This window comes from Pontibacter sp. JAM-7 (assembly GCF_048548695.2).
In the GTDB taxonomy this organism is placed as follows: Bacteria; Pseudomonadota; Gammaproteobacteria; order Pseudomonadales; family Balneatricaceae; genus Neptuniibacter.
This window is the reverse complement of record NZ_JBLYIF020000004.1, coordinates 68,793-89,013: the sequence shown is the minus strand read 5'-3', so window position 1 is coordinate 89,013 and position 20,221 is coordinate 68,793. Positions and strand designations below refer to the sequence as shown.

Annotated in this window: 13 protein-coding genes and 1 pseudogene; 8 read left to right on the top strand and 6 right to left on the bottom strand. The window is 42.5% G+C overall.

Annotated elements, in window-relative coordinates:
• Positions 1–257: 257 nt before the first annotated feature.
• Positions 258–1,838 carry a DUF4145 domain-containing protein gene (locus ACFVYJ_RS06575; RefSeq protein WP_419415627.1) on the bottom strand — a complete coding sequence of 527 codons (1,581 nt, stop codon included), beginning with the start codon at positions 1,836–1,838 and terminating at the stop codon, positions 258–260.
• Between the two features lie 407 nt (positions 1,839–2,245).
• Positions 2,246–3,132: pseudogene (locus tag ACFVYJ_RS06570) on the bottom strand (IS3 family transposase); the annotation flags it as partial.
• 224 nt (positions 3,133–3,356) lie between these two features.
• Between ACFVYJ_RS06570 and ACFVYJ_RS06565 the strand changes: the two are divergent.
• The 6 genes from ACFVYJ_RS06565 to ACFVYJ_RS06540 are packed head-to-tail and all read left to right on the top strand — an operon-like array spanning position 3,357 to position 12,828.
• Positions 3,357–4,268 carry a DUF4007 family protein gene (locus ACFVYJ_RS06565; RefSeq protein WP_419415628.1) on the top strand — a complete coding sequence of 304 codons (912 nt, stop codon included), beginning with the start codon at positions 3,357–3,359 and terminating at the stop codon, positions 4,266–4,268.
• Positions 4,265–7,735, top strand: coding sequence for a hypothetical protein (locus ACFVYJ_RS06560; RefSeq protein ID WP_419415629.1), 3,471 nt, complete (start codon positions 4,265–4,267; stop codon positions 7,733–7,735). Before ACFVYJ_RS06565 ends, ACFVYJ_RS06560 begins: the two co-directional genes overlap by 4 nt.
• Positions 7,725–8,555 carry a phosphoadenosine phosphosulfate reductase family protein gene (locus ACFVYJ_RS06555; RefSeq protein ID WP_419415630.1) on the top strand — a complete coding sequence of 277 codons (831 nt, stop codon included), beginning with the start codon at positions 7,725–7,727 and terminating at the stop codon, positions 8,553–8,555. Before ACFVYJ_RS06560 ends, ACFVYJ_RS06555 begins: the two co-directional genes overlap by 11 nt.
• Before the next feature lie 34 nt (positions 8,556–8,589).
• Positions 8,590–8,871, top strand: coding sequence for a hypothetical protein (locus ACFVYJ_RS06550; RefSeq protein WP_419415631.1), 282 nt, complete (start codon positions 8,590–8,592; stop codon positions 8,869–8,871).
• 33 nt (positions 8,872–8,904) lie between these two features.
• A complete protein-coding gene (locus ACFVYJ_RS06545) occupies positions 8,905–10,911 on the top strand; it encodes an ATP-binding protein (RefSeq protein ID WP_463255110.1) in 2,007 nt (668 codons plus the stop codon).
• Between the two features lie 9 nt (positions 10,912–10,920).
• The gene (locus tag ACFVYJ_RS06540; protein WP_419415632.1) at positions 10,921–12,828 is read left to right on the top strand and encodes a hypothetical protein; all 1,908 of its coding nucleotides are present in this window, start codon (positions 10,921–10,923) and stop codon (positions 12,826–12,828) included.
• Positions 12,829–12,950: 122 nt separating this feature from the next.
• Here ACFVYJ_RS06540 and gyrB read toward each other — a convergent pair whose 3' ends face one another.
• Genes gyrB through dnaA form a run of 4 tightly spaced genes read right to left on the bottom strand, consistent with a single transcriptional unit; the run spans position 12,951 to position 19,166 of the window.
• A complete protein-coding gene (gene gyrB / locus ACFVYJ_RS06535; RefSeq protein WP_419415633.1) occupies positions 12,951–15,374 on the bottom strand; it encodes a DNA topoisomerase (ATP-hydrolyzing) subunit B in 2,424 nt (807 codons plus the stop codon).
• A 28-nt stretch (positions 15,375–15,402) separates the two neighbouring features.
• Complete coding sequence (gene recF, locus ACFVYJ_RS06530) at positions 15,403–16,494, bottom strand: DNA replication/repair protein RecF (RefSeq protein ID WP_419415634.1); 1,092 nt, start codon at positions 16,492–16,494, stop codon at positions 15,403–15,405.
• A gap of 52 nt (positions 16,495–16,546) precedes the next feature.
• On the bottom strand, positions 16,547–17,650 hold the full coding sequence (gene dnaN, locus ACFVYJ_RS06525; RefSeq protein WP_419415635.1) for a DNA polymerase III subunit beta: 1,104 nt from the start codon (positions 17,648–17,650) through the stop codon (positions 16,547–16,549).
• 43 nt (positions 17,651–17,693) lie between these two features.
• The gene (gene dnaA, locus ACFVYJ_RS06520) at positions 17,694–19,166 is read right to left on the bottom strand and encodes a chromosomal replication initiator protein DnaA (protein ID WP_419415636.1); all 1,473 of its coding nucleotides are present in this window, start codon (positions 19,164–19,166) and stop codon (positions 17,694–17,696) included.
• Positions 19,167–19,681: 515 nt separating this feature from the next.
• On the opposite strand from dnaA, the gene rpmH reads away from it, so the two are divergent.
• Positions 19,682–19,816: a 50S ribosomal protein L34 gene (gene rpmH / locus ACFVYJ_RS06515; protein ID WP_419415637.1), complete on the top strand. Its 135-nt coding sequence runs from the start codon at positions 19,682–19,684 to the stop codon at positions 19,814–19,816.
• A gap of 28 nt (positions 19,817–19,844) precedes the next feature.
• Positions 19,845–20,216, top strand: coding sequence for a ribonuclease P protein component (gene rnpA / locus ACFVYJ_RS06510; protein ID WP_419415638.1), 372 nt, complete (start codon positions 19,845–19,847; stop codon positions 20,214–20,216).
• Positions 20,217–20,221 lie beyond the last annotated feature (5 nt).

Below are 20,221 nucleotides of genomic sequence, written 5' to 3'. Positions count from 1 at the left end.
GCCTTTATAATCTTGAGAATACGCGGCGGCGCAGCATGAACCACATCATGTGATCGCCAACGACACTTTTTCCTTTCACAAAAAAGCAGCCCTTGGGCTGCTTTCGAATAGCCTTGCGAGGTTAGTGTCACATCTCATATTGGGTGATATCAAGAACGCAGGATTCATCAGCTATATCGTTAGTTATGAGAAAACCTAAACTTAAGAAATCTCATAAGCCCTACTAAGAAATTGACGAAATCTCATATCCACCACATTCACGCCTTTGGCTTACGGGGAATGAAATAGGCATTAGAATAGTCTTGTTTGTCCATATGAGGGGTTCTTTCCACTTCATTGAACGCAGCATCTCTAGCCTTCAAGGTTCCATCAGGCTTAAAGAACACTAGCAGCTCTGCAACTCCGTTATTAAGCCAAACTTGTGAATACACTGAATAATCTTTTGCCGCTTTCCGCTCTAAACGCTTAATTAAACGCTTAGCCTTACTTCTTATGATAGCTGAAAGCTCTTGGCTACAACCAGGTGCTAGGTAAGAAACCATCAGATGTTGAAAAGCCTGAGTAAGTAATGAAACATCATCTTTAGCCCAATCTATGAGAAATGAACCAAATTCGTAGAAATTTTCACTCGTAGGCTTCTTGTCAGTGTACTCCTTATAGAGGCTGACGACCTTCATCACATCTTCATGGCTTTTTGGCTTTAGTTCTGTAAGCAACTTAGCTTTAAACAAAGATGCCTCAATTACACCCGCATCAGATGCTCTATCAAGCCAAAATATCGCGTCATCATACTTCCTTTCATTACAGCAATGCAGGCTTAGTTTTACTTGGGCAGTAGGGAAATCTGAACGGGCTGATTGCAGAAGATACTCATAAGCTAACTGAGGATCAGCTTCTAAGTATTTACCATCTTTATAAACGTCACTTAGGGTAGATAAGGCAAGCGGATCGCCCAGTGAAGCTGCTTCATTTAGGTGCTCTAGAGCAAACGAAATATCCCTTTCATCTGGGTTATATTCACTAAATAGTAACTCCTTACCGACATGAGCTTTAGCCATGGTATGGCCTTTTTCCGCTGCGAACGATAAATAGTCTAGCGCAAGGTCATGATTCTTTTCCCTTACTCCTCCTATCAAATTTAAGTGAGCAAACTCATACATTGCATCGGGATGCCTATGTTTTGCTGCAGCCTCTATTAGATCAGCTGAAAGCAGAAAAGACTCTCTATTAAAAAAAACAAAATCCCCAGGTTCAGCTGCTTGTGCTTTTTCTTCGTTACGTTCAGCATGATACTCACATAACGCAATGCCCAATCGATACTTCGCATCAATATCGTTCTTAAAAAGTGCATCAAACGCTAAGTCTTTTAATTGAGAAGTAGTCTCAGCTTCAAAGTAAAAATCTAAATCAAACTTTCCAAATAGAGAGGCCCTAATAAGCTTCAGTAGCTCACAAAAGCCCACAAATGATTTATGGGCGAGATCAATATATTCATCAGCTGTAAGCTCGTATGATTCCTGATGTGCCGCCTGATTTCCGGCATGCTTAATCTCCAGCAGCCGACTGATGATATCTTGAGAGATGCTGTTAGAAGCTTTTAACTGAGAAATATAATCGTGCTGAGAGAATCGTGATTGCTGATTGGCTGTAGATTCTATTAACTCAATACCAGCAGCTGAAGCTATCAATCGATATGTCTTAGTTAAGATGGATCTTAACTGCACCAAGCTCTGAATTGGAGCAACATTAACGAACAACTTAGCTTCCGAGTAACTCTCTCCCAGAGAGCTCTCTATCTGCGTAACAAAATCAACATCATTAAGCTTTTCTACATTCATCCTTGATCTAATCCATTTAGTAATTAAAGATAACCAACCTCAATACCATACCTTTATTAAAACCCACAAAAACATTTAAAATCAATAAATTAAATAACAAACACATAGCTCTAGAATGACTCATATTCCCAGTCAGCCATAGATGAAATGAACACTTGAACTTCCGGTATGGAAAGCAATTCATGGCGGTAGTAGATCTTCTGAACAAACCGATCATGAGTCTCCCAGTCATGGTCGATAGGGAAGACTTGGCCAGCCTCAAACCTTTTCATTAACGCTGCGGAAGAGGTTGAGCAACACAATGAAAGCTTAGATAGAAGAACATATCGCTCTTTGAACTGATTTACAGCATCGATAGTGATCACTCGATGATTTTCCATTACTGGTTTTTTCACACGTGAAATTAGCCCTTTATTTACCAGTTGAGGGATCAGATCAGAAGAGACCTGAAAGTATGCTCTGAGCGCCTGCATTGTAAAATATTCCGCCCCATTGTCGCAGACGATGGATTTTGGCAATCCTTTAATCTGTTTCAACTCATCTAAAAAACGTGCAACACGCGCGCCTGATATGGAAACAGACACCAATTGCCCCAGTAGTTCACGAGAGTACTCATCAACAACATTAAGAATGCGGAAGCGGCGCCCTGTGCTTAACTGATCAGAGACAAAATCCATTGACCAACGCTGGTTGATGCCAGAAGGCACTTCGAGTGGCATGCGCGGTCTGGTGATCTTCTTGCGTTTTTTGGTACGAACCTGAAGGCCTTCTTCGGAGTAAAGCCTGTAGGTCCGTTTCTTGTTAATAACGAGTCCCTCACCTCTGAGAAGGCCGTGCAACATAAGGTAACCATATCGGCTGTATTCGCTTGCAAGCTCCTTGAGCCGATGGCGTAGTTTGTCATCTTTCTTGGTCACAGATCGGTAACGGTACGCAGTACGGCTTAAACCAACCAGCTGACAGGCTTTCCGCTCACTGATATTGAACTGTGAGATTATGTGGAAAACTGCCTGCTTTTTGCCAGCTGGCTTTACCACTTTTTTGAAACAACATCGCTGAGCGCTTCAACCTCAAGCATTTTCTCCGCCAGCAGCTTCTTAAGTTTGTTGTTTTCGATTTCCAGTTCTTTCAGGCGTTTGGCCTCGTTGACTTCCAGCCCCGCATACTTGCTTCGCCAGTTGTAAAACGTGCCATTTGAAATACCCATCTCACGGCAAATATCTTCGACTTTGACACCTGCCTCATGTTGCTTGATGGCTTTGATGATTTGCTCTTCCGTGTAACGCTTCTTCATGACGAGATCTCCATTTAGATCGTAGATTATCTGGAAATCTCATCGTCGTCATGGTGTTAAATTTGGGGGAAAGGTCAACTAAAACACGCTCATAACACCCGTTATTCCGACGAGGAACTGATATACTCATCTGTTAATTTATTTGGTATGGACAGAGCCTATATTTCCTGTTTCTTACAGCAATAGGCTAAACGGACTTCGTAATCTACAGGTAGAGAGTATCAATGCAGCTAACCCCTGAAACAACAGCCTTTGGCCGACATGAAACGTTTGCACTTCGATACGGGTGGCTTACAAAAGGGTTTCTTGCTTTAAAGGCTGACTGTTCAGTATTCGAATCTGACGAAGCAACTGTTCAATTGGGTGTTGGTAAGAATATGGTGGCATCCATTCGTTACTGGTTACGGGCCTGCCAACTTATTGAAGTTAGCTCTAATCGACCGACTGATTTAGGTGAGCTAATTTTTGATCCTGAGACCGGACTTGATCCCTACCTAGAGGACGAAGCGACAATATGGCTTTTACATTGGCTTCTTGCATCAAATCCAAAGCAAGCAACAACATGGTTTTGGTTTTTTAATAAATTTCATAAGTCTCACTTTGAAACTACGGAGCTAATAGATGCTCTTAAAGAATACGTAAATGAGAATGTGAAGAGCAAAGTATCACCAAGTACTTTAAAAAATGATATTTCAGCGCTTACAAGGATGTATACCAAGAGCAAAGTTAATGGAAAGCTTCCTGCTGAAGAGTCATTAGACTCACCATTTTCAATCATGGGGCTCATAACTAACACTCATGGCGGATATGATTCCACTCCAAGCTATCGAGGCCAATTACCAACTGCCATTTTTGCTTTTGCCGTCACTCAGTTCTTTGAAAGCCAAAGCGCAACGTCAGTACCCCTTGAACAAATCATGTACTCACGTACTCATCAGGTTGCGCCAGGGGCCATCTTTCGATTAGTAGAAACTGATGTTGTAAACAAACTTGAAGATATGATCTCTTTAATTCCGAATACTTATGAGATTCGAGATGTCGCTGGCCAGCTGCAAATATTTAAGACAGGGAATGTTAAAGCCGCAGAGTACTTAAGAAAGTACTACACAGGCATTAGCCAGGAAGTTAAATCATGAGCTTAACTGAAAAGATATTAGTAAACTCTCGCTATACTAGATCAATCAACATTGAGCGTGATGCTAAGTCTAATGAATTAGCAGCAGGGTACATTCCTACATCTAGGGCAGTTAATACGATCCAGCGCTTCGTTGATACAATAAATGAAGAGCAAACCCCACGTTCCTGGTCTCTAGTTGGGCCCTATGGTTCTGGCAAATCATCCTTTCTTCTTTATCTATCTCAAGTTTTAAGTACTCCAAGCAGTGAGTGTTTAAGCATCCTTGAACCAAGTAGCCCCTGTACAGTAAAGAGCCTCAATACTCATTTGGCTTCAACTACGGGCTACCTGAATATACTTGTTACCGGCTCACATCAAGGCTTAGCTCATAGCTTATTGAACTCATTGAAAGACGCTCTCGCCAATTATTTGTCTCAACAGAAAACATCTTCTAGAAAACTCGATGACAAGTTAGCGGCTATTCTTGAACAAAAAGATCTCTCAACTTCTGATGTAATCAGCGCGTTCAAGGATGTGCAGGATCACCTACAATCATCTAAAAAAGTGAACTGCCCAGGACTCCTTATATGTATTGATGAGCTTGGTAAGTTTTTGGAATTCGAAGCTCTGCAGTCCGAAGCTAACGACATATATCTACTACAAGAGCTCGCGGAGCATGCTTGCTCTAAACATGCAGTACAACTCAACTTATTTGTATCCCTTCACCACTCTCTAGAACACTATGCTAAAGGGTTAGGCGATACTCTTAAACACGAATGGTCAAAGGTTCAAGGAAGGTTTGAAGAAATACCATTTCTTGAGTCATCTGAGCAAACTTTACGCGTAGTGAGTAATGCAATTCACTCTAATTTAAGTAGTAATGAAGCTGCTCAAATTGCCTCGTATATTGATCCAATTGTTAGAGCGCTGCATGAAGAGTATGCCTTACCTCATGGCCTTACCATCGATGAAGCAACTCAATTACTGTCTTCGTGCTATCCATTACACCCGCTAACAGCCTTAATATTACCGGTTCTTTGTCAGAAAGTTGCTCAAAACGAAAGAACCCTGTTTAGCTATCTTTCAAGCCATGAAGAAAGTGCTTTTCAACATCTGTTAGAACAGCTAACTAGCGTCGATGAGTACATCATGCCTAGTGACATCTTTGACTACTTCATGAGTAGTCGTGCAGGTGTTTTGGGCGATCATATTACCAATAGGCGATGGCTCGAAGTTTCTTCGGCAATTGATAGGTTTGATCAACAATCTAGTACTGAATTAGAGTTACTTAAAACCATAGGGTTACTGAATGTCATTGGCTCCAAGCGGGGCTTAAAAGCATCTGATCCAATACTAGAGACTTGCTGTGAGTCTCGTGAAGAGTTTATCGCTGCTATTCAAGCCTTAGAAAAAGCATCGCTGGTGAACTATCGAAAATTCAACTCTGAGTATCGAGTATGGCAAGGTAGTGATTTCGATCTAGAGTCTTGTATTCATCATGAAACATCCAAGATACGGGGATTCTCAGTAGCACAAGCCTTAAACAGTGGGTCATATGTAGACCCAATGGTAGCTCGACGTTACACCATACAGAATGGTGCTCTTCGTTATTTTGTTCCGGTTTTTTTAGATTCTGTAGAAGAGCTAGATCAAGTTACGTTTGATGAGCCAACAATTGCTTATGTCCTATGTGAAAAAGCCATTAGCAAAGTCAAGATCAAAAGCAATTCAGCTTCTAAGTCTGAATTTGCAGTTATTGCACTATGCTCAAACACTCCTCGATTGAAACAATTGCTAATTGAAGCCCAAGCTCTTACCCAAATAGAAAACCAGTACCAAGAGTTAAACTCTGATCCAATCGCAAAGAAAGAATTTATAGAACGCAAAAACTCTGTCTTTGCAGCTCAACAAAGAATACTCGAACAGCTTCTTCAGCAACCTGAGAGCAATCACTGGCTTTGGAAGGGCAAACAACTAGACATAGCAAACAAACGGAAATTACAGGAAAATCTTTCGAGCATATTCGAAACCATCTATTCGCATGCGCCATCAATACATAATGAGCTGATCAACCGCGATAAGCCTTCCAGTCAGGCTGTTGCTGGCAGAAATAAGCTTCTGACGGCTATGCTAAAAAATGAATCTAGTATTGACCTCGATATTGATAAATTTCCCCCTGAGAAGGCTATTTATAGGGCCGTTCTGAAAGCTACAGGTCTACATCAAGAAGTAGAGGGTCAATATAAATTTGTTGAGCCAGAAGTCAGCTCCGAATTCTATGACACATGGTGTGCAATAAGGGACTTCTTTGCTTCAACTGAGAATAGCCCACTTTCTTTTAGTGAATTAACAAAGACACTTACTGCACCTCCCTATGGGATTAAGCAGGGACTGTTACCGATTGTTTACTTTGCAGCGTATCTAATAGACCGGCACGAACTGGCTCTGTATGAAGATAGAAAATATATCCCTTCAATTCAGCCGGATCATTTAGAGCGATTCTCAAGAAAACCAGAATCTTTCACTGTTCAACGCTTTAGAATTGAAGGATTGAAAGCTTCTATATATGAAGAATATTCAAAGGCTCTATTCAGCTCGAAGAGCAAAAGGACTGTTGTACAGCTTGTATCTCCTCTAGCAAAATTTATGTCAGAGCTTCCTGAGTATACTTTGAAGACGAAATCTTCAGATTTATCAAAAGAAGCAAAAGCTGTGAGAAGTGCTTATAACTTGGCGAAGTCCCCAGAAGCTTTACTGTTTTCTGAATTACCTAAAGCTTTAGGATACAAGTTTGGTAATACATCTGACTCCCATGAGTTAGAAGGCTTTGCAGAGAAACTAAGAAACGCTCTCAGAGAATTGAAACATGCTTACCCTAAGCTAATTGATCATCAAAAAAGCTTATTAGGGCAAGCCTTTCACATCGAATACTCTAGCTTCGAAGAGCTCAGAGGAAAAATTATTGGGCGATATTCAGACTTAGAGCAGTATACCGTCGATGTAGATGGCTTGAAGGCATTTCTCATGCGTCTCACCAAGACCAACATAGATGATGAAAGCTGGCTCCAAAATATTCTTATGTTCCTGGGCCACAAGCCGCCAACTAAGTGGACAGATGGTAATCGTGCTGAAGCAGAAGTTCGACTAAGTGATTTTTCCAAAAGGCTTCTTGATTTAGAAACATTAAGAATTCATCACGATAGATATCAGCAAAAAACAACAGATGACTTTGATGTATTTCTACTCAAGTCATTAAAGAAAGGGGCGGCGCCTTTAGATCGCGTTATTACGATCGATAAGCAACAACATACAGCTATTCAAGATATTAAGCAGGAAATTGTTTCCCTCCTGAAAGATGGAGACACCAAACATGAAATACAGTTAGCAGTGCTTGCGGAGCTTGTTGATGAGTTCTTAAGCCCATCAAAAGCAACTGACTCACAGGACGAAAAGGTTACGCTGAAAGGGGTTTCGAATGGCCAATAAAAGCAACATCCAGGATGCTCTAATAGCTGATAAAAAGAGACACGTCCTTGGAATTTCGGGCGGCAAGGACAGCGCTGCATTAGCTATCTATATCAAAGACCGCTACCCAGAAATACATGCTCGAGTTGAGTACTTCTTTACAGATACTGGTGCTGAACTAGAAGAAGTCTATGATTTTTTAGATAAAATGGAGGCTTACTTAGGAAAGGAGATTACTCGCCTTTCCAGTGGTCGCGACTTTTCTCACTGGTTGAAGCTACACAACGACTACTTACCATCCGCTAGGCAGCGGTGGTGTACTCGAACAATGAAAATAAAACCCTTTGAAGAGTTTGTCGGTGAAGACCCCGTTATTAGCTATGTAGGAATCAGAGCTGACGAATTTCGTGAAGGCTATGTGAGCAACAAAGACAACATCACTGCGGTTTTCCCTTTTATTGAAGATGGGTTAGTTAGGGATGATATTTTTCAAATCCTAGAAGATAGTGTTGGTATCCCTGCATATTACAAATGGAGATCAAGATCCGGTTGTTATTTCTGCTTTTTTCAACGACAAGATGAATGGCTAGGGCTGAAAAGATATCACCCGGAGCTCTTTGAGAAAGCTAAAGAGATAGAGCAGACTTCAGGTAATGGTTATACCTGGGTACAAGGTAAAACCCTCGATGAAGTGGTTGCACGTGCGGAAGAAAGAGAAAGGGAAGAAGGAGTTATCAGCAAGTCAACTAACGTAAACCCTGCCAAATGGCAGGAAGTACTTAGGCATCAACAAGAAGATGAAGATCCTGAAGATCAAGCTTGTTTGATTTGTTCTCTTTAATTAGTTCTGTTCATGTATATATAAGGAGATTCTTGTGGCGGTAGCTTTTAAAGTTTCAGCTAGGGCGCTTCGCCATTTAGGCGCAGAATTAATAACATCAGATGATATTGCACTATATGAGTTAATCAAGAATTCATTTGATGCTAAATCAGAAAATGTAACTATCAAAATCAGCTATCCTTTCTCCCGTTCAGAGGAGAGGCTTAAGCAACTTTGTAAAAGTTGGTCAAATAAAAGTTTTATTGCTCGATTATCAAGCTACATAAATAGTGACATTAATCATGAGTTAAAAGAAAAGATAGTCAATGAATTTTAAAAATTATCAGCCTCAAAATCATTAGAAAAATCTATATCTTTACTTTATAAAGAATTCTGTAGGATTGAAATTGTTGATACCGGCAATGGTATGAACAGTGATACTTTAGAAAATGCTTTCTTAGTGATAGGAACACCAACTAAATTATACTCAAAGTCTGAAGATAACGATCTGATACTTGGTGAAAAAGGTATTGGCCGCTTATCTATGATGAGACTAGGAAATAGAGCATATGTTGAGTCAGGTGTTTCAGGTGAAGCTTATTGTCAAGCTGTAGATTTTGACTGGTTAGAGTTCAACGATCCAGAAAAATATATTGATGATATAGAAATTGATATTATTGAAGAATCATCAGCTAAAGAAAGTAAACAAAAAGGAACCAGAGTAACTATCACTTCACTTAATTCATTTTGGGATATAAATAAGTCAACTGAGTTTGCACAAACATTTTTAAGAAGACTTCAGCACCCATTTGATAAACACAAACGCATCTACCCTGTTAACTTCTTCTTTAACGATGTACAGATTGGTTCCCCACCAATTAGGAAATGGTTCAAAGAAAGTGCAAACTTCTATGTCGAAATATACTTTGATCCTTTTGTAAAAACCGATGATGAAGTAGTCCTAACAAGACACTTAAAGTGGCAAGACTCAGATGTTTTTGAAAAACGTGAATGGAAAAGAAAAGACTTACTTATAGAGTTAGAAGAGTTTTCAGAAAATGATTTAACTTCACTTGGTTCCTTTGATGTCAAAGCTCTATGGTTCAACCGAGCAAATATTAAGTCTCATAGTGTTGATGGGAAAGTTAACACCGTTAAAGAAGAATTAAATAAATGGTGTGGAGGTTATGCTATCTATCGTGATGGTTTTAGGATAGGACTTACAGGAAGCATGGAAGACGACTGGCTCAAAATGGACTCTAAAGCTCTAAGATCACAAGGTTACGCATTTAACCGATATCAGACTGTAGGTGCTCTATCTATTACATCAGAGCATAATCCAAGTTTAATTGATGCTTCAAACAGAGAAAGTCTTATAAGCTGCGAAGCTTTCGACACATTAAAATGTATTGTTTCTGATGTTATTAATAAAGACCTTAAATCGCATATAAGTACAGTAAAAGAAGTTACATCTAAGATAAAAATATCAGAGCACACTACTGAAAATGCAATTTCAAAGTCTAAGAGTAACTTAAAGCGAACAATTACAGCGGTAAATGATCTTAAGAAAAGAGTGGGTTCAGGCTTTAAAAAAGATTTAGAAGATATTGGTGTATCAATAAAAACACACTTAGAAGATGTACAAAACCTTGAAAAAGCAGTTTCCTTAGCCCGTGACCAAAGAGTTGAGCTATTAGAGCTAGCTGGAATGGGGTTAGTGGTAGACCAAGTAGTACATGATCTAGCTAGGTTGACAGAAAGAGCGAATGAATACCTTAACGAAATAGAAGAAGTTGATCACTCAGAGGAAACAGCAAAGATTATAAAAGTTTTAAAAGATCAACTAAAAACAACTAACAAGCGTATAAGAACTGTAGATAAGCTAAGTCCTTCAGGACGAAATAAAAAAGAAGGATTCGATATAGTTGAATTCTCACATGAAGTTCTTACGGGCTATAAGAGCCGATTTGAAAGGCATGATATAGAAGCCAGTGTTGCGCTAGATGGCTCTACTGCTCAACGCGGGCTTAGAATAACCATGGTACGCGGACTAGTTGCTCAAATTATAGAGAACCTATTAGATAACTCTCTTTTCTGGCTAAAGGTTGGCCTTAAAGATGGTGAGAGCAAACGTAGAATTATGATAGATATTGACAGTCAGTCAAAAACTTTATCATTTTGCGATAGTGGCCCAGGTATAGACCCAGCATATGTTAATGATATTACACGACCATACTTTTCAACTAAACCTAATGGAAAAGGGTTAGGTCTATTCATTATTAAGGAACTTTCTGACTATCATAAGATAAACTTTTATATTGATACTTTGCCTGATGATGATGGAAAGCTAAGAAATTTTGTTTTAGAGCTACCGTAAGGGTTATAAATGGACGTTTCCCAAGAAAATGGAACTAAAGATACAATTAAGATTGCTCTTCTTGATGACAATCTAAAACCTCTAACAATTAATGACATTCAAGATACAAACTTAGTAGATTTAATCCTTACACCAACAACAAACGAGCATAGCTTTGTCATCAATTACTCTATTGATAACAATAAAACGCCTGAAGGTTTTAGTTCAGATGATCCAGACCAAGTTGATGAATTTTTAAGTAGTGAGACCTTCTATAAAGAAGTTATAATAACTAGGGATTTCCAAAAAGCTGCATCTGAGGCTCATCCGAACTTAGTTATTGACGACATTAGTATTGAGTTAATCCAAGACATTGAAGTTTTTAAAAACATATATGAAGCATTTTCGGATAGTAAGTATGAAATCACCCAACTTCATGAAAGACCAAGAGGCGTGGATTTAAAAGGCTATAATTTGATTTTAATGGATCTTATGATGCAGGATGAAATAAAATCAACTGAAGAAATAGCCGATTATATTGGTGAGATTGTTAAGTTTTCTGACGAGAAATCGTTCCCCTCATTTATACTAATGTCTAGTCATCCTGAAATTAATGAGAATAGAGCTACTATTCGAGAAAAGGCTAAACTTAGCTCTTTAGGTTTCACTATATTACATAAGAGTGAAATTTCTAATATTAACGGTGACAAACGACTTTCTCTAATAAGCAGTCAAATGTTTGATAATAAAAAGATATCATATCAATTGAGTAATCTTTTTAAATGTTTCGAAAAAAGCCTATCAGAGGCTTGGTTAAAAACATCTCAAAACATTTGGAATCTTGATGCAGCATTTTTACAGTATATTCATCGAAATACTAGTCATGAAAATTATGCATTTGAAGATCATTTATTAGAAGCCATATGTAAGCACCATTTATGGCATGTTGAAAGCTGCGATGAAACTATAAAAGCTATTAAGTCATTAGCTGCATCTTTCGAGACTAAAAAGGCACCATACGCATCCTTTCAGAGCTACTCCAAAGAATCTCCGTTTGCAGCACACGACCTAGCAGCAAAAAATATGTTCATTGGTTCAACAAAGAGCGCTCCGCATAGAATAGAGTCACATAAGTGTGATGATGATACTTTGAGCACATATTTACCATTTGGTGCTCTATTGGTTGAGGGAAACAAACTCGAAGATGGAAAAAGGTGTTTAATTCATTGCTCACAGCTATGTGATCTAAGTAGAAACATATTTAAGCATGATATGAGCTTAGTTTTCATTGAAGCAACAATCCATAAAAACCAGCCGTATACAGCTTTTGGAAAAACTAACCCCCGGTTTGTAATACCAATCCCTTCTAACAACCCAGAAGAGTTGTGGTCTGCCCACATAAACCTCAAAAAAGTAGTATCAAGACCAGCAAAAGAGATGATTTTTTATCTCGAACAGAACTGTTGGTACACCATAAATTATGTAAGAGCTGATGTAGTAAGACAAATAAGGCAAGAATCCTTTCAGCAGCTTTCTAGAATAGAAGCTAATGTTAGTTCAAGTAATGCATCTAATCATGCAAAGTGCCTTATTAGAGTAAAGACAGATAAGGAAGTTAATGATCATTGGTACAACTCATCCAGCAATACTCAACAAGATGCTCAGCCTATCAATTTGACTAAATTCATTGATTACCACTTGATTGGACCAGAAAGTTTAGAGCTATCAATTTGGCTAAATCAGGTTTTAGAAACTGAAGGCTTTAATCATATTCCTAAAATTGAAGAGATCGAAAATAGCCTTCGCTCAAAGCTAGGACGTGATCACAAAGCCAAAGATGTTATTAAAGAGATAAAAATAATAGTTTCTCCTGAAATCCCCAAACAAGCTAATTGTCTTTCAAAGGGTAATGCAATGATTATTCTAATTATTGAATAATCTATAAAGCCCTACTAAAAAGCAGCCATTCGGCTGCTTTTTTATTTTTAAATCATTTCAAATGAGACGCCGTATCATACTTATGAGACGGAATCTCACTTGATATGAGATTTGACAGTTAGCTATACATCCAGGTTTGATACCTGCAGTGCATTGGCTTCGATGAAGTTACGCCGCGGCTCAACTTCATCACCCATCAAGGTGGTAAACAACTGATCAGCGGCGATAGCGTCTTCGATTGTTACCTGAAGCATACGGCGTGATTCCGGGTCCATAGTCGTTTCCCATAGCTGCTCAGGGTTCATCTCGCCCAACCCCTTGTAACGCTGAATGTAGTACCCGCGACGAGACAGGTCGAGCAACCAGCCGAGGCCCTCACCGAATGACTTGATCTCCTTGCGGCGTTCGCCCTTCTGCATATAAGCACCTTCTTCCAGCAAGCCAGAAAGCACTTGAGCCATTGAGTTCAGCAAATTGTATTCACGCGATGCAAAGAACTCTTGGTTTAGTGTGTAGTAGTGCGAAACGCCATGCTGAATCTGCTTAACCTTGACCACGAAGTGGCTGTGTTCTTTATCTTCCTCTACCAAAGCCTGGTAGCTAACAGCATTATCATTCAATTCAGCCAGGGCATCATCATATGCATCACACCATTCAGCCACCGCATCCTGATTTGACATCTGATCTGCTGGGAAAGCCTGCACCTTCAACAAAGACTTCAGCACATCTTCCGGATAGATGCGGGACATACGGTCAATGGTACGCAATACCGCGCGATACTGGTTAATCAGCGACTCAAGCTCCGCTCCACCAATACCTGGCGCCGCTTCATTCACATGCAACGCTGTATTTTCCAACGCACCCTGCAGCAGATACGCATCCAGTGCCTCATCATCCTTAAGATAACTTTCCTGTTTACCCTTTTTGATCTTGTACAACGGCGGCTGGGCAATATAGATATGGCCACGTTCGATCAATTCTGGCATCTGCCGGAAAAAGAAGGTGAGCAACAAGGTCCGTATATGCGAGCCATCCACATCAGCATCCGTCATGATAATGATGTAGTGGTAACGCAATTTATCAGGATTGTACTCTTCACGACCAATACCGCAGCCAAGCGCGGTAATCAGCGTGCCGACTTCGGCTGAGCTCAGCATTTTGTCAAAGCGTGCTTTTTCGACGTTAAGGATCTTACCTTTCAACGGTAGAATAGCCTGGGTTTTACGAGCGCGCGCCTGCTTAGCAGACCCTCCCGCAGAATCACCCTCCACCAGATACAGTTCAGAGAGAGAAGGATCTTTTTCCTGGCAATCCGCCAACTTACCGGGCAGGCCCGCTATATCCAATGCACCTTTACGCCGAGTCATCTCCCGGGCTTTACGCGCTGCTTCCCTGGCACGAGCCGCATCAATCATCTTGGATACAACTGATTTGGCCTCCTGCGGATTCTCTTGCAGGTAGTCGGACAGCAGCTCTCCCATGATCTGCTCAACTGCAGACTTAACCTCGGAAGAAACCAGCTTATCCTTGGTCTGGGATGAGAATTTAGGATCCGGTACTTTTACCGAAACTATCGCCGTCAAGCCTTCCCGGCTGTCATCGCCCGTGGTATTAATCTTGCCACCTTTATTCAGGCCTTCAGATTCGATGTAGTTATTCAGCGACCGGGTGAGGGCAGCGCGGAAGCCTGACAGGTGAGTACCGCCATCGCGCTGCGGAATATTATTGGTAAAGCAGTGAATGCTCTCTTGGTAACTGTCATTCCATTGCATCGCCACCTCAACAACGACACCATTCTCATGCTCTGATGTGAAGTGGAACATCTTATTGATGGTGGACTTGTTGGTATTCAGGTATTCGACAAACGCAGCCAGTCCACCTTCATATTCATACACATCTTCACGACCACTGCGCTCATCCTTCAACACTATGCGTACGCCGGAGTTGAGGAACGACAATTCGCGCAGCCGCTTAGCCAGTGTGTCGTAGTGGAAAGTGATATCGGTAAAGGTATCAGTCGATGGCCAAAACCGAACCATCGTACCGCTGCTTTCAGTTTCGCCAACGATACCCAGAGGCGCTTGAGGTTCACCATGACGGTAGAGCTGCTCGTGCACCTGCCCATTACGGCGAATACTCAGTTTCAGCTCACTGGAGAGGGCGTTAACCACAGACACACCAACGCCATGCAGACCGCCGGAAACCTTGTAAGAGTTATCATCAAACTTACCGCCAGCATGCAGAACCGTCATGATAACTTCAGCGGCAGAAACACCTTCTTCTTCATGCAGCTCAGTGGGAATACCACGACCGTTATCGGAGACGGTGACACTGTCATCGAGATGGATGGTGACATTGATTTCGCTACAATGTCCGGCCAGTGCTTCATCTATGGAGTTATCGACGACCTCAAACACCATATGGTGCAGACCGGTGCCATCATCCGTATCACCGATATACATGCCAGGGCGTTTTCTAACGGCATCCAGGCCTTTAAGCACCTTGATACTGGAAGAATCGTAATTCTGATTATCGTCGCCGCTCATCCAAGTCTCCTAAACCTCTCATCCGGGTTTACGCGTCTGTTACCAACGCGCCAGCCGCAATATGAAAAGTGGCAATTGCAGTTTCAGGTCGCCAGTGCTCTGCCAGAGAGCTGTGGTCGACACATGTAATAAAACACTGGTTACCGGACTGCTCTAATAATGAACAGAACAGCCGGTTGTGTTGCTGATCCAGTTCTGACGGAAGATCATCTATCAGGTACACACAAGGGCGGTTATGCGTCTGTTGAAATAAAGCACCCTGTGCCAGCTTTAACGCACTTACCACCAGCTTTTTCTGACCCCGTGACAAGCGCTCTGAAGCACTATGTCCCTCGGCTTTAACCCTCAAGTCAGCCCGCTGTGGGCCACTGGTGGTATGCCCCATGGCCAGATCACGGTCAAAATTGGCAGCCAGTACATCATCCAGGCTGCGTTTGCTGTCCCATCCGCTACTGAAACCAAGGTCAATCTTGATGCCGGGTAGCAGATGTTCCAGTGCGTCATTAAACGCCGGGATCAACTGGGCCAGATAGCTACGCCTGAGTTCAGTTAAAGCGTTGGCAAAGCTGACAAATTCTGTATCCCAGACCTGCCTCATTCGAGGGTCAATCTTACCACATTTCAACAGGCTATTACGCTGTTTTAATACCCTTCTGAAGCCCCGCCATAGCTGAATAAAGCCACTATCGGCATGAAACACACCCCAATCGATAAATTGCCGTCTGTGTGCAGGTGAACCTTCCAATAATTGAAAGGTATCTGCATTGATAACCTGCAATGGCAGTAGCTCAGCGAGTGTCGAAAGATCAATATCCTGCCCGGCAAAGCGGATCCGTGGTTCGCCCTCAAGCTGGCGCTCAATGCCGAGCGGTTTGACCTCTCCCTGATTAAGCGGATCAAGCTCTGCGTAGACCACACAGTCCCGCTGTTCGGCCTGAATCAGGTGACGTGCCTGATTGGTGCGAAAGGAGCGTGCCAGACCCAACAGGTGAATGGCTTCAAGCACACTGGTCTTACCGCTACCGTTTTCGCCATAGATCAGATTGATTCCGGGGCAGGGCGTCAGGGAAAGTGCCGAAAGGTTTCGGATCCGGTGAATGCGGAGTTTAGAAATGGCCATGGTGGCAAGGATATGCAGGCCGACAGCGAATACCGTCGGCCTGCATCAAGAATTACATGCGCATCGGCATTACGACATAGAGGCTACCCGCCTCATCAAAACCTTCGACCAGCGCACTGGAATTGGAATCAGCAAGTGTCAAACGCACCACATCGGAATTGAGGATCGACAAAACATCCAGCAGATAATTGACGTTAAAGCCAATTTCAAGGCTATCACCGGTATAATCCACCGCCAGAGTCTCTTCCGCTTCTTCCTGCTCAGGGTTATTTGCCATCACCTGCAGATAGCCATCTGACAGAGACAAACGCACGCCACGGTATTTTTCATTCGACAGAATAGCAATACGGCTCAGCACCTGGCGCAGCTCAGTACGATCCGCGAGGATAATTTTGTTACCGCCCCGGGGAATAACCCGCTGGTAATCCGGAAATTTGCCATCCACCAACTTAGAGGTAAAGGTAAAGTCACCCACATGAGCACGGATATGATTGGCACCCACTACCAGACGCAACTCAGCTTCACCGTTTTGCAACAGGCGGGCGAGCTCAAGGATACCCTTACGCGGTACAATAATCTGATGCTCAAGTCCTTCAGGACCCGATACCTCTGTCACACTGGTCGCCAAGCGATGACCGTCAGTTGACACAGAGCGTAGCTGGTTATCACTGACTTCCAGTAACATACCGTTCAGGTAATACCGTACATCCTGCTGCGCCATGGAGAAGCCGGTTTTATCGATCAGTGTGCGCAACTGATGCTGCACCATCGCCAGCTCCATGGTTTCAGGGCTGTCTTCGACATTCGGAAATTCAGCAGCGGGCAGGGTAGAGAGAGAGAAATGACTGCGGCCAGCGGTGATTTTCATTTTCTGACCGGACAGAGACATCTCGATCCGGGCGGCTTCCGGTAAGGATTTACAGATATCCATCAGCTTGCGTGCCGGAACAGTAACCGAACCACTTTCGGCTGGTTCATCCAGTGTAACGCGACCCACCAATTCTACTTCCAGGTCGGTACCTGTCATAGAGAGCTGGTCATCTTCGGCAACCAGCAAGATATTGGAGAGCACAGGGAGCGTCTGACGACGTTCAACGACACCGGCCACCAACTGCAAGGGTTTAATCAAAGCTTCGCGTGAGATGACAAATTTCATCGGTTATCTACCTACCTTTTATACCGGATCTGTTCCCGTATGATCACGCCGTCAGATGGCGCAGTAAATTCTGATAATCTTCTCTGATATCCACGTCAGTTTCACGCAATTCACGAATTTTGCGGCATGCGTGCAACACCGTAGTATGATCGCGGCCACCAAACGCATCGCCGATTTCCGGCAAACTGTGATTGGTCAGCTCCTTCGATAAGCTCATGGCCACCTGTCGCGGTCTGGCCACTGAGCGACTACGTCGCTTGGACAGTAGATCAGATACTTTAATCTTATAATAATCAGCTACAACCCGTTGAATATTATCAATACTAACCTGTTTATCCTGCAAAGCCAGCAGGTCCTTAAGGGATTCTTTAATAAAGTGGGTAGTAATCGGGTTTCCAGTGAAATGTGCGTTGGCAATTACCCGTTTTAAAGCCCCTTCAAGTTCGCGTACGTTACTGCGAATCTTCTGCGCCAAAAAGAAAGCCGCATCATCGGGCAGGCGCACACGAGCTTCTGCAGCTTTTTTCATTAAAATCGCTACTCGGGTTTCCAGTTCCGGCGGTTCAATGGCTACCGTCAGACCCCAGCCAAATCGGGATTTCAGTCGCTCTTCAACACCATTGATCTCTTTAGGGTAACGATCACTGGTCAGAATCATCTGCTGACCGCCTTCTAGCAAGGCATTAAAGGTGTGAAAAAACTCTTCCTGGGAGCGCTCTTTGCCAGCAAAGAATTGAATATCATCTATCAACAGAGCATCTACGGAACGGTAGTACCGCTTAAAGTCATTGATCGCATTGAGTTGCAATGCCTTAACCATGTCAGCCACAAAACGCTCTGAATGCAGGTAGACGATCTTCGCATTGGGGTTGTGCTTGAGCATTTCATTACCCACCGCATGCATAAGGTGGGTTTTACCTAGACCAACACCACCATAGATAAACAGCGGGTTATAAGATACACCAGGGTTATCTCCGACCTGCCGGGCCGCCGCCAGGGCAAGCTGGTTGGATTTACCCTGTACAAAGCTATCAAAGGTAAAGGCATCATTCAGATTAGACTGAACGTGCTTCAAACCACCTTCAACATCTACCGTACGCTCTGGTGCCGGTTGCCGCATTACCTGAGCATCATGCACCGGTGCGGGAGCAGGCTGATCAAAATCAGCACTGAAATTATCTTCGGGTTCAGAGAAAGCTTCACGGCCTGTGACCGGTCGAACAACACGCGGTTTAACGGGGCGCGGGTGCTTAGGTAAGGCTTGACCCACCTTGGCTTCAACCTCAAGACTCACCTCTGTCGCGATATCACCACTGACATCACACACAATCTGGCGAATGTGCGACAGAAATTTATCGTTAACCCAATCACGTACAAAACGATTTGGCGCAATCAGCACCAAGCCGCGCTCAGAAGCAGTTGCCACTTTAAGTGGGCGAATCCAAGTATTGTATTGCTGAGCAGAAAATTCCGACTTAAGACTTTGTAGGCATCGTGCCCATAGCTCGGATGACATAATTAGGAAGCGTCCCGCTAAATACCCTGTTCATTATTCTTGATTTATAGGTTCCGCAAAAATTCAGAACGTTGATAAATTCTATCTGTAAGCCGTTTAGTTATCCACAGTTATTTGCTGCTATTTATGCTTATTTAACGTAATAAGAAAAATTACAAAAGCGTGATGTGGCGTATCATTCAGACTTGCAATATACCTAATAAAAGCAAACAATCCACATATTACTCACCCTTTGTGCAACAAGTTATTCAACTATAATTGCACAGCGCACTAGGATTTTTGATACTTATCCACAGACAACAGTGTTAACTCTAGTTTACACTGTTGCAGGCGCAATTTTCTGGGTTGCAACAACATAATATGGCTGACGAATTCAGCTTATTTAGAAGAATACTGCGAAAAAAACAAAAAAGTAGTTGAGCAGTACCAACAAATTCTCTAGAATTTCGCCTCTATTTTTCGCGTGGTGCTGACACCACATATTTCGATCACAACCGCGTTGGCAGGATTGACCGATGAAAAGAACATTTCAACCAAGCGTACTGAAGCGTAAGCGCACCCACGGTTTCCGTGCCCGCATGGCTACTAAAGCTGGCCGTCAGGTAATTAACCGTCGTCGCGCTAAAGGCCGTAAGCGTCTAACTGCTTAATAATTGACGTATAGGTCTGGTTATTTGAATGACCGAATTCAAATTTTCCCGTCATCTGAGACTACTCAATGGCGGGGACTTTCAGCATGTCTTTAATGATGTACAACTGAAAGTTCCGGACCAGCCCTTTCTGCTACTTGCCCGCCCCAATCCCCTCGGATATCCCCGTATCGGGTTTATCATTTCGAAAAAAAATGTCCGTCTGGCCGTGAAACGTAATCGGGTTCGGCGTATCATGCGCGAATCTTTTCGTCTGGCTCAGCATCAGCTACCGGCTGTAGACATGATCATTCTTGCTCGCAAGGGAATTGGTGAGCTGGAAAACGAGCAATTGCAAAAGCTAATGCAGAAGTGCTGGTCAAGACTGAAACAAAAATCTAAAAAGTTGCAGCAAATCTGAATGGT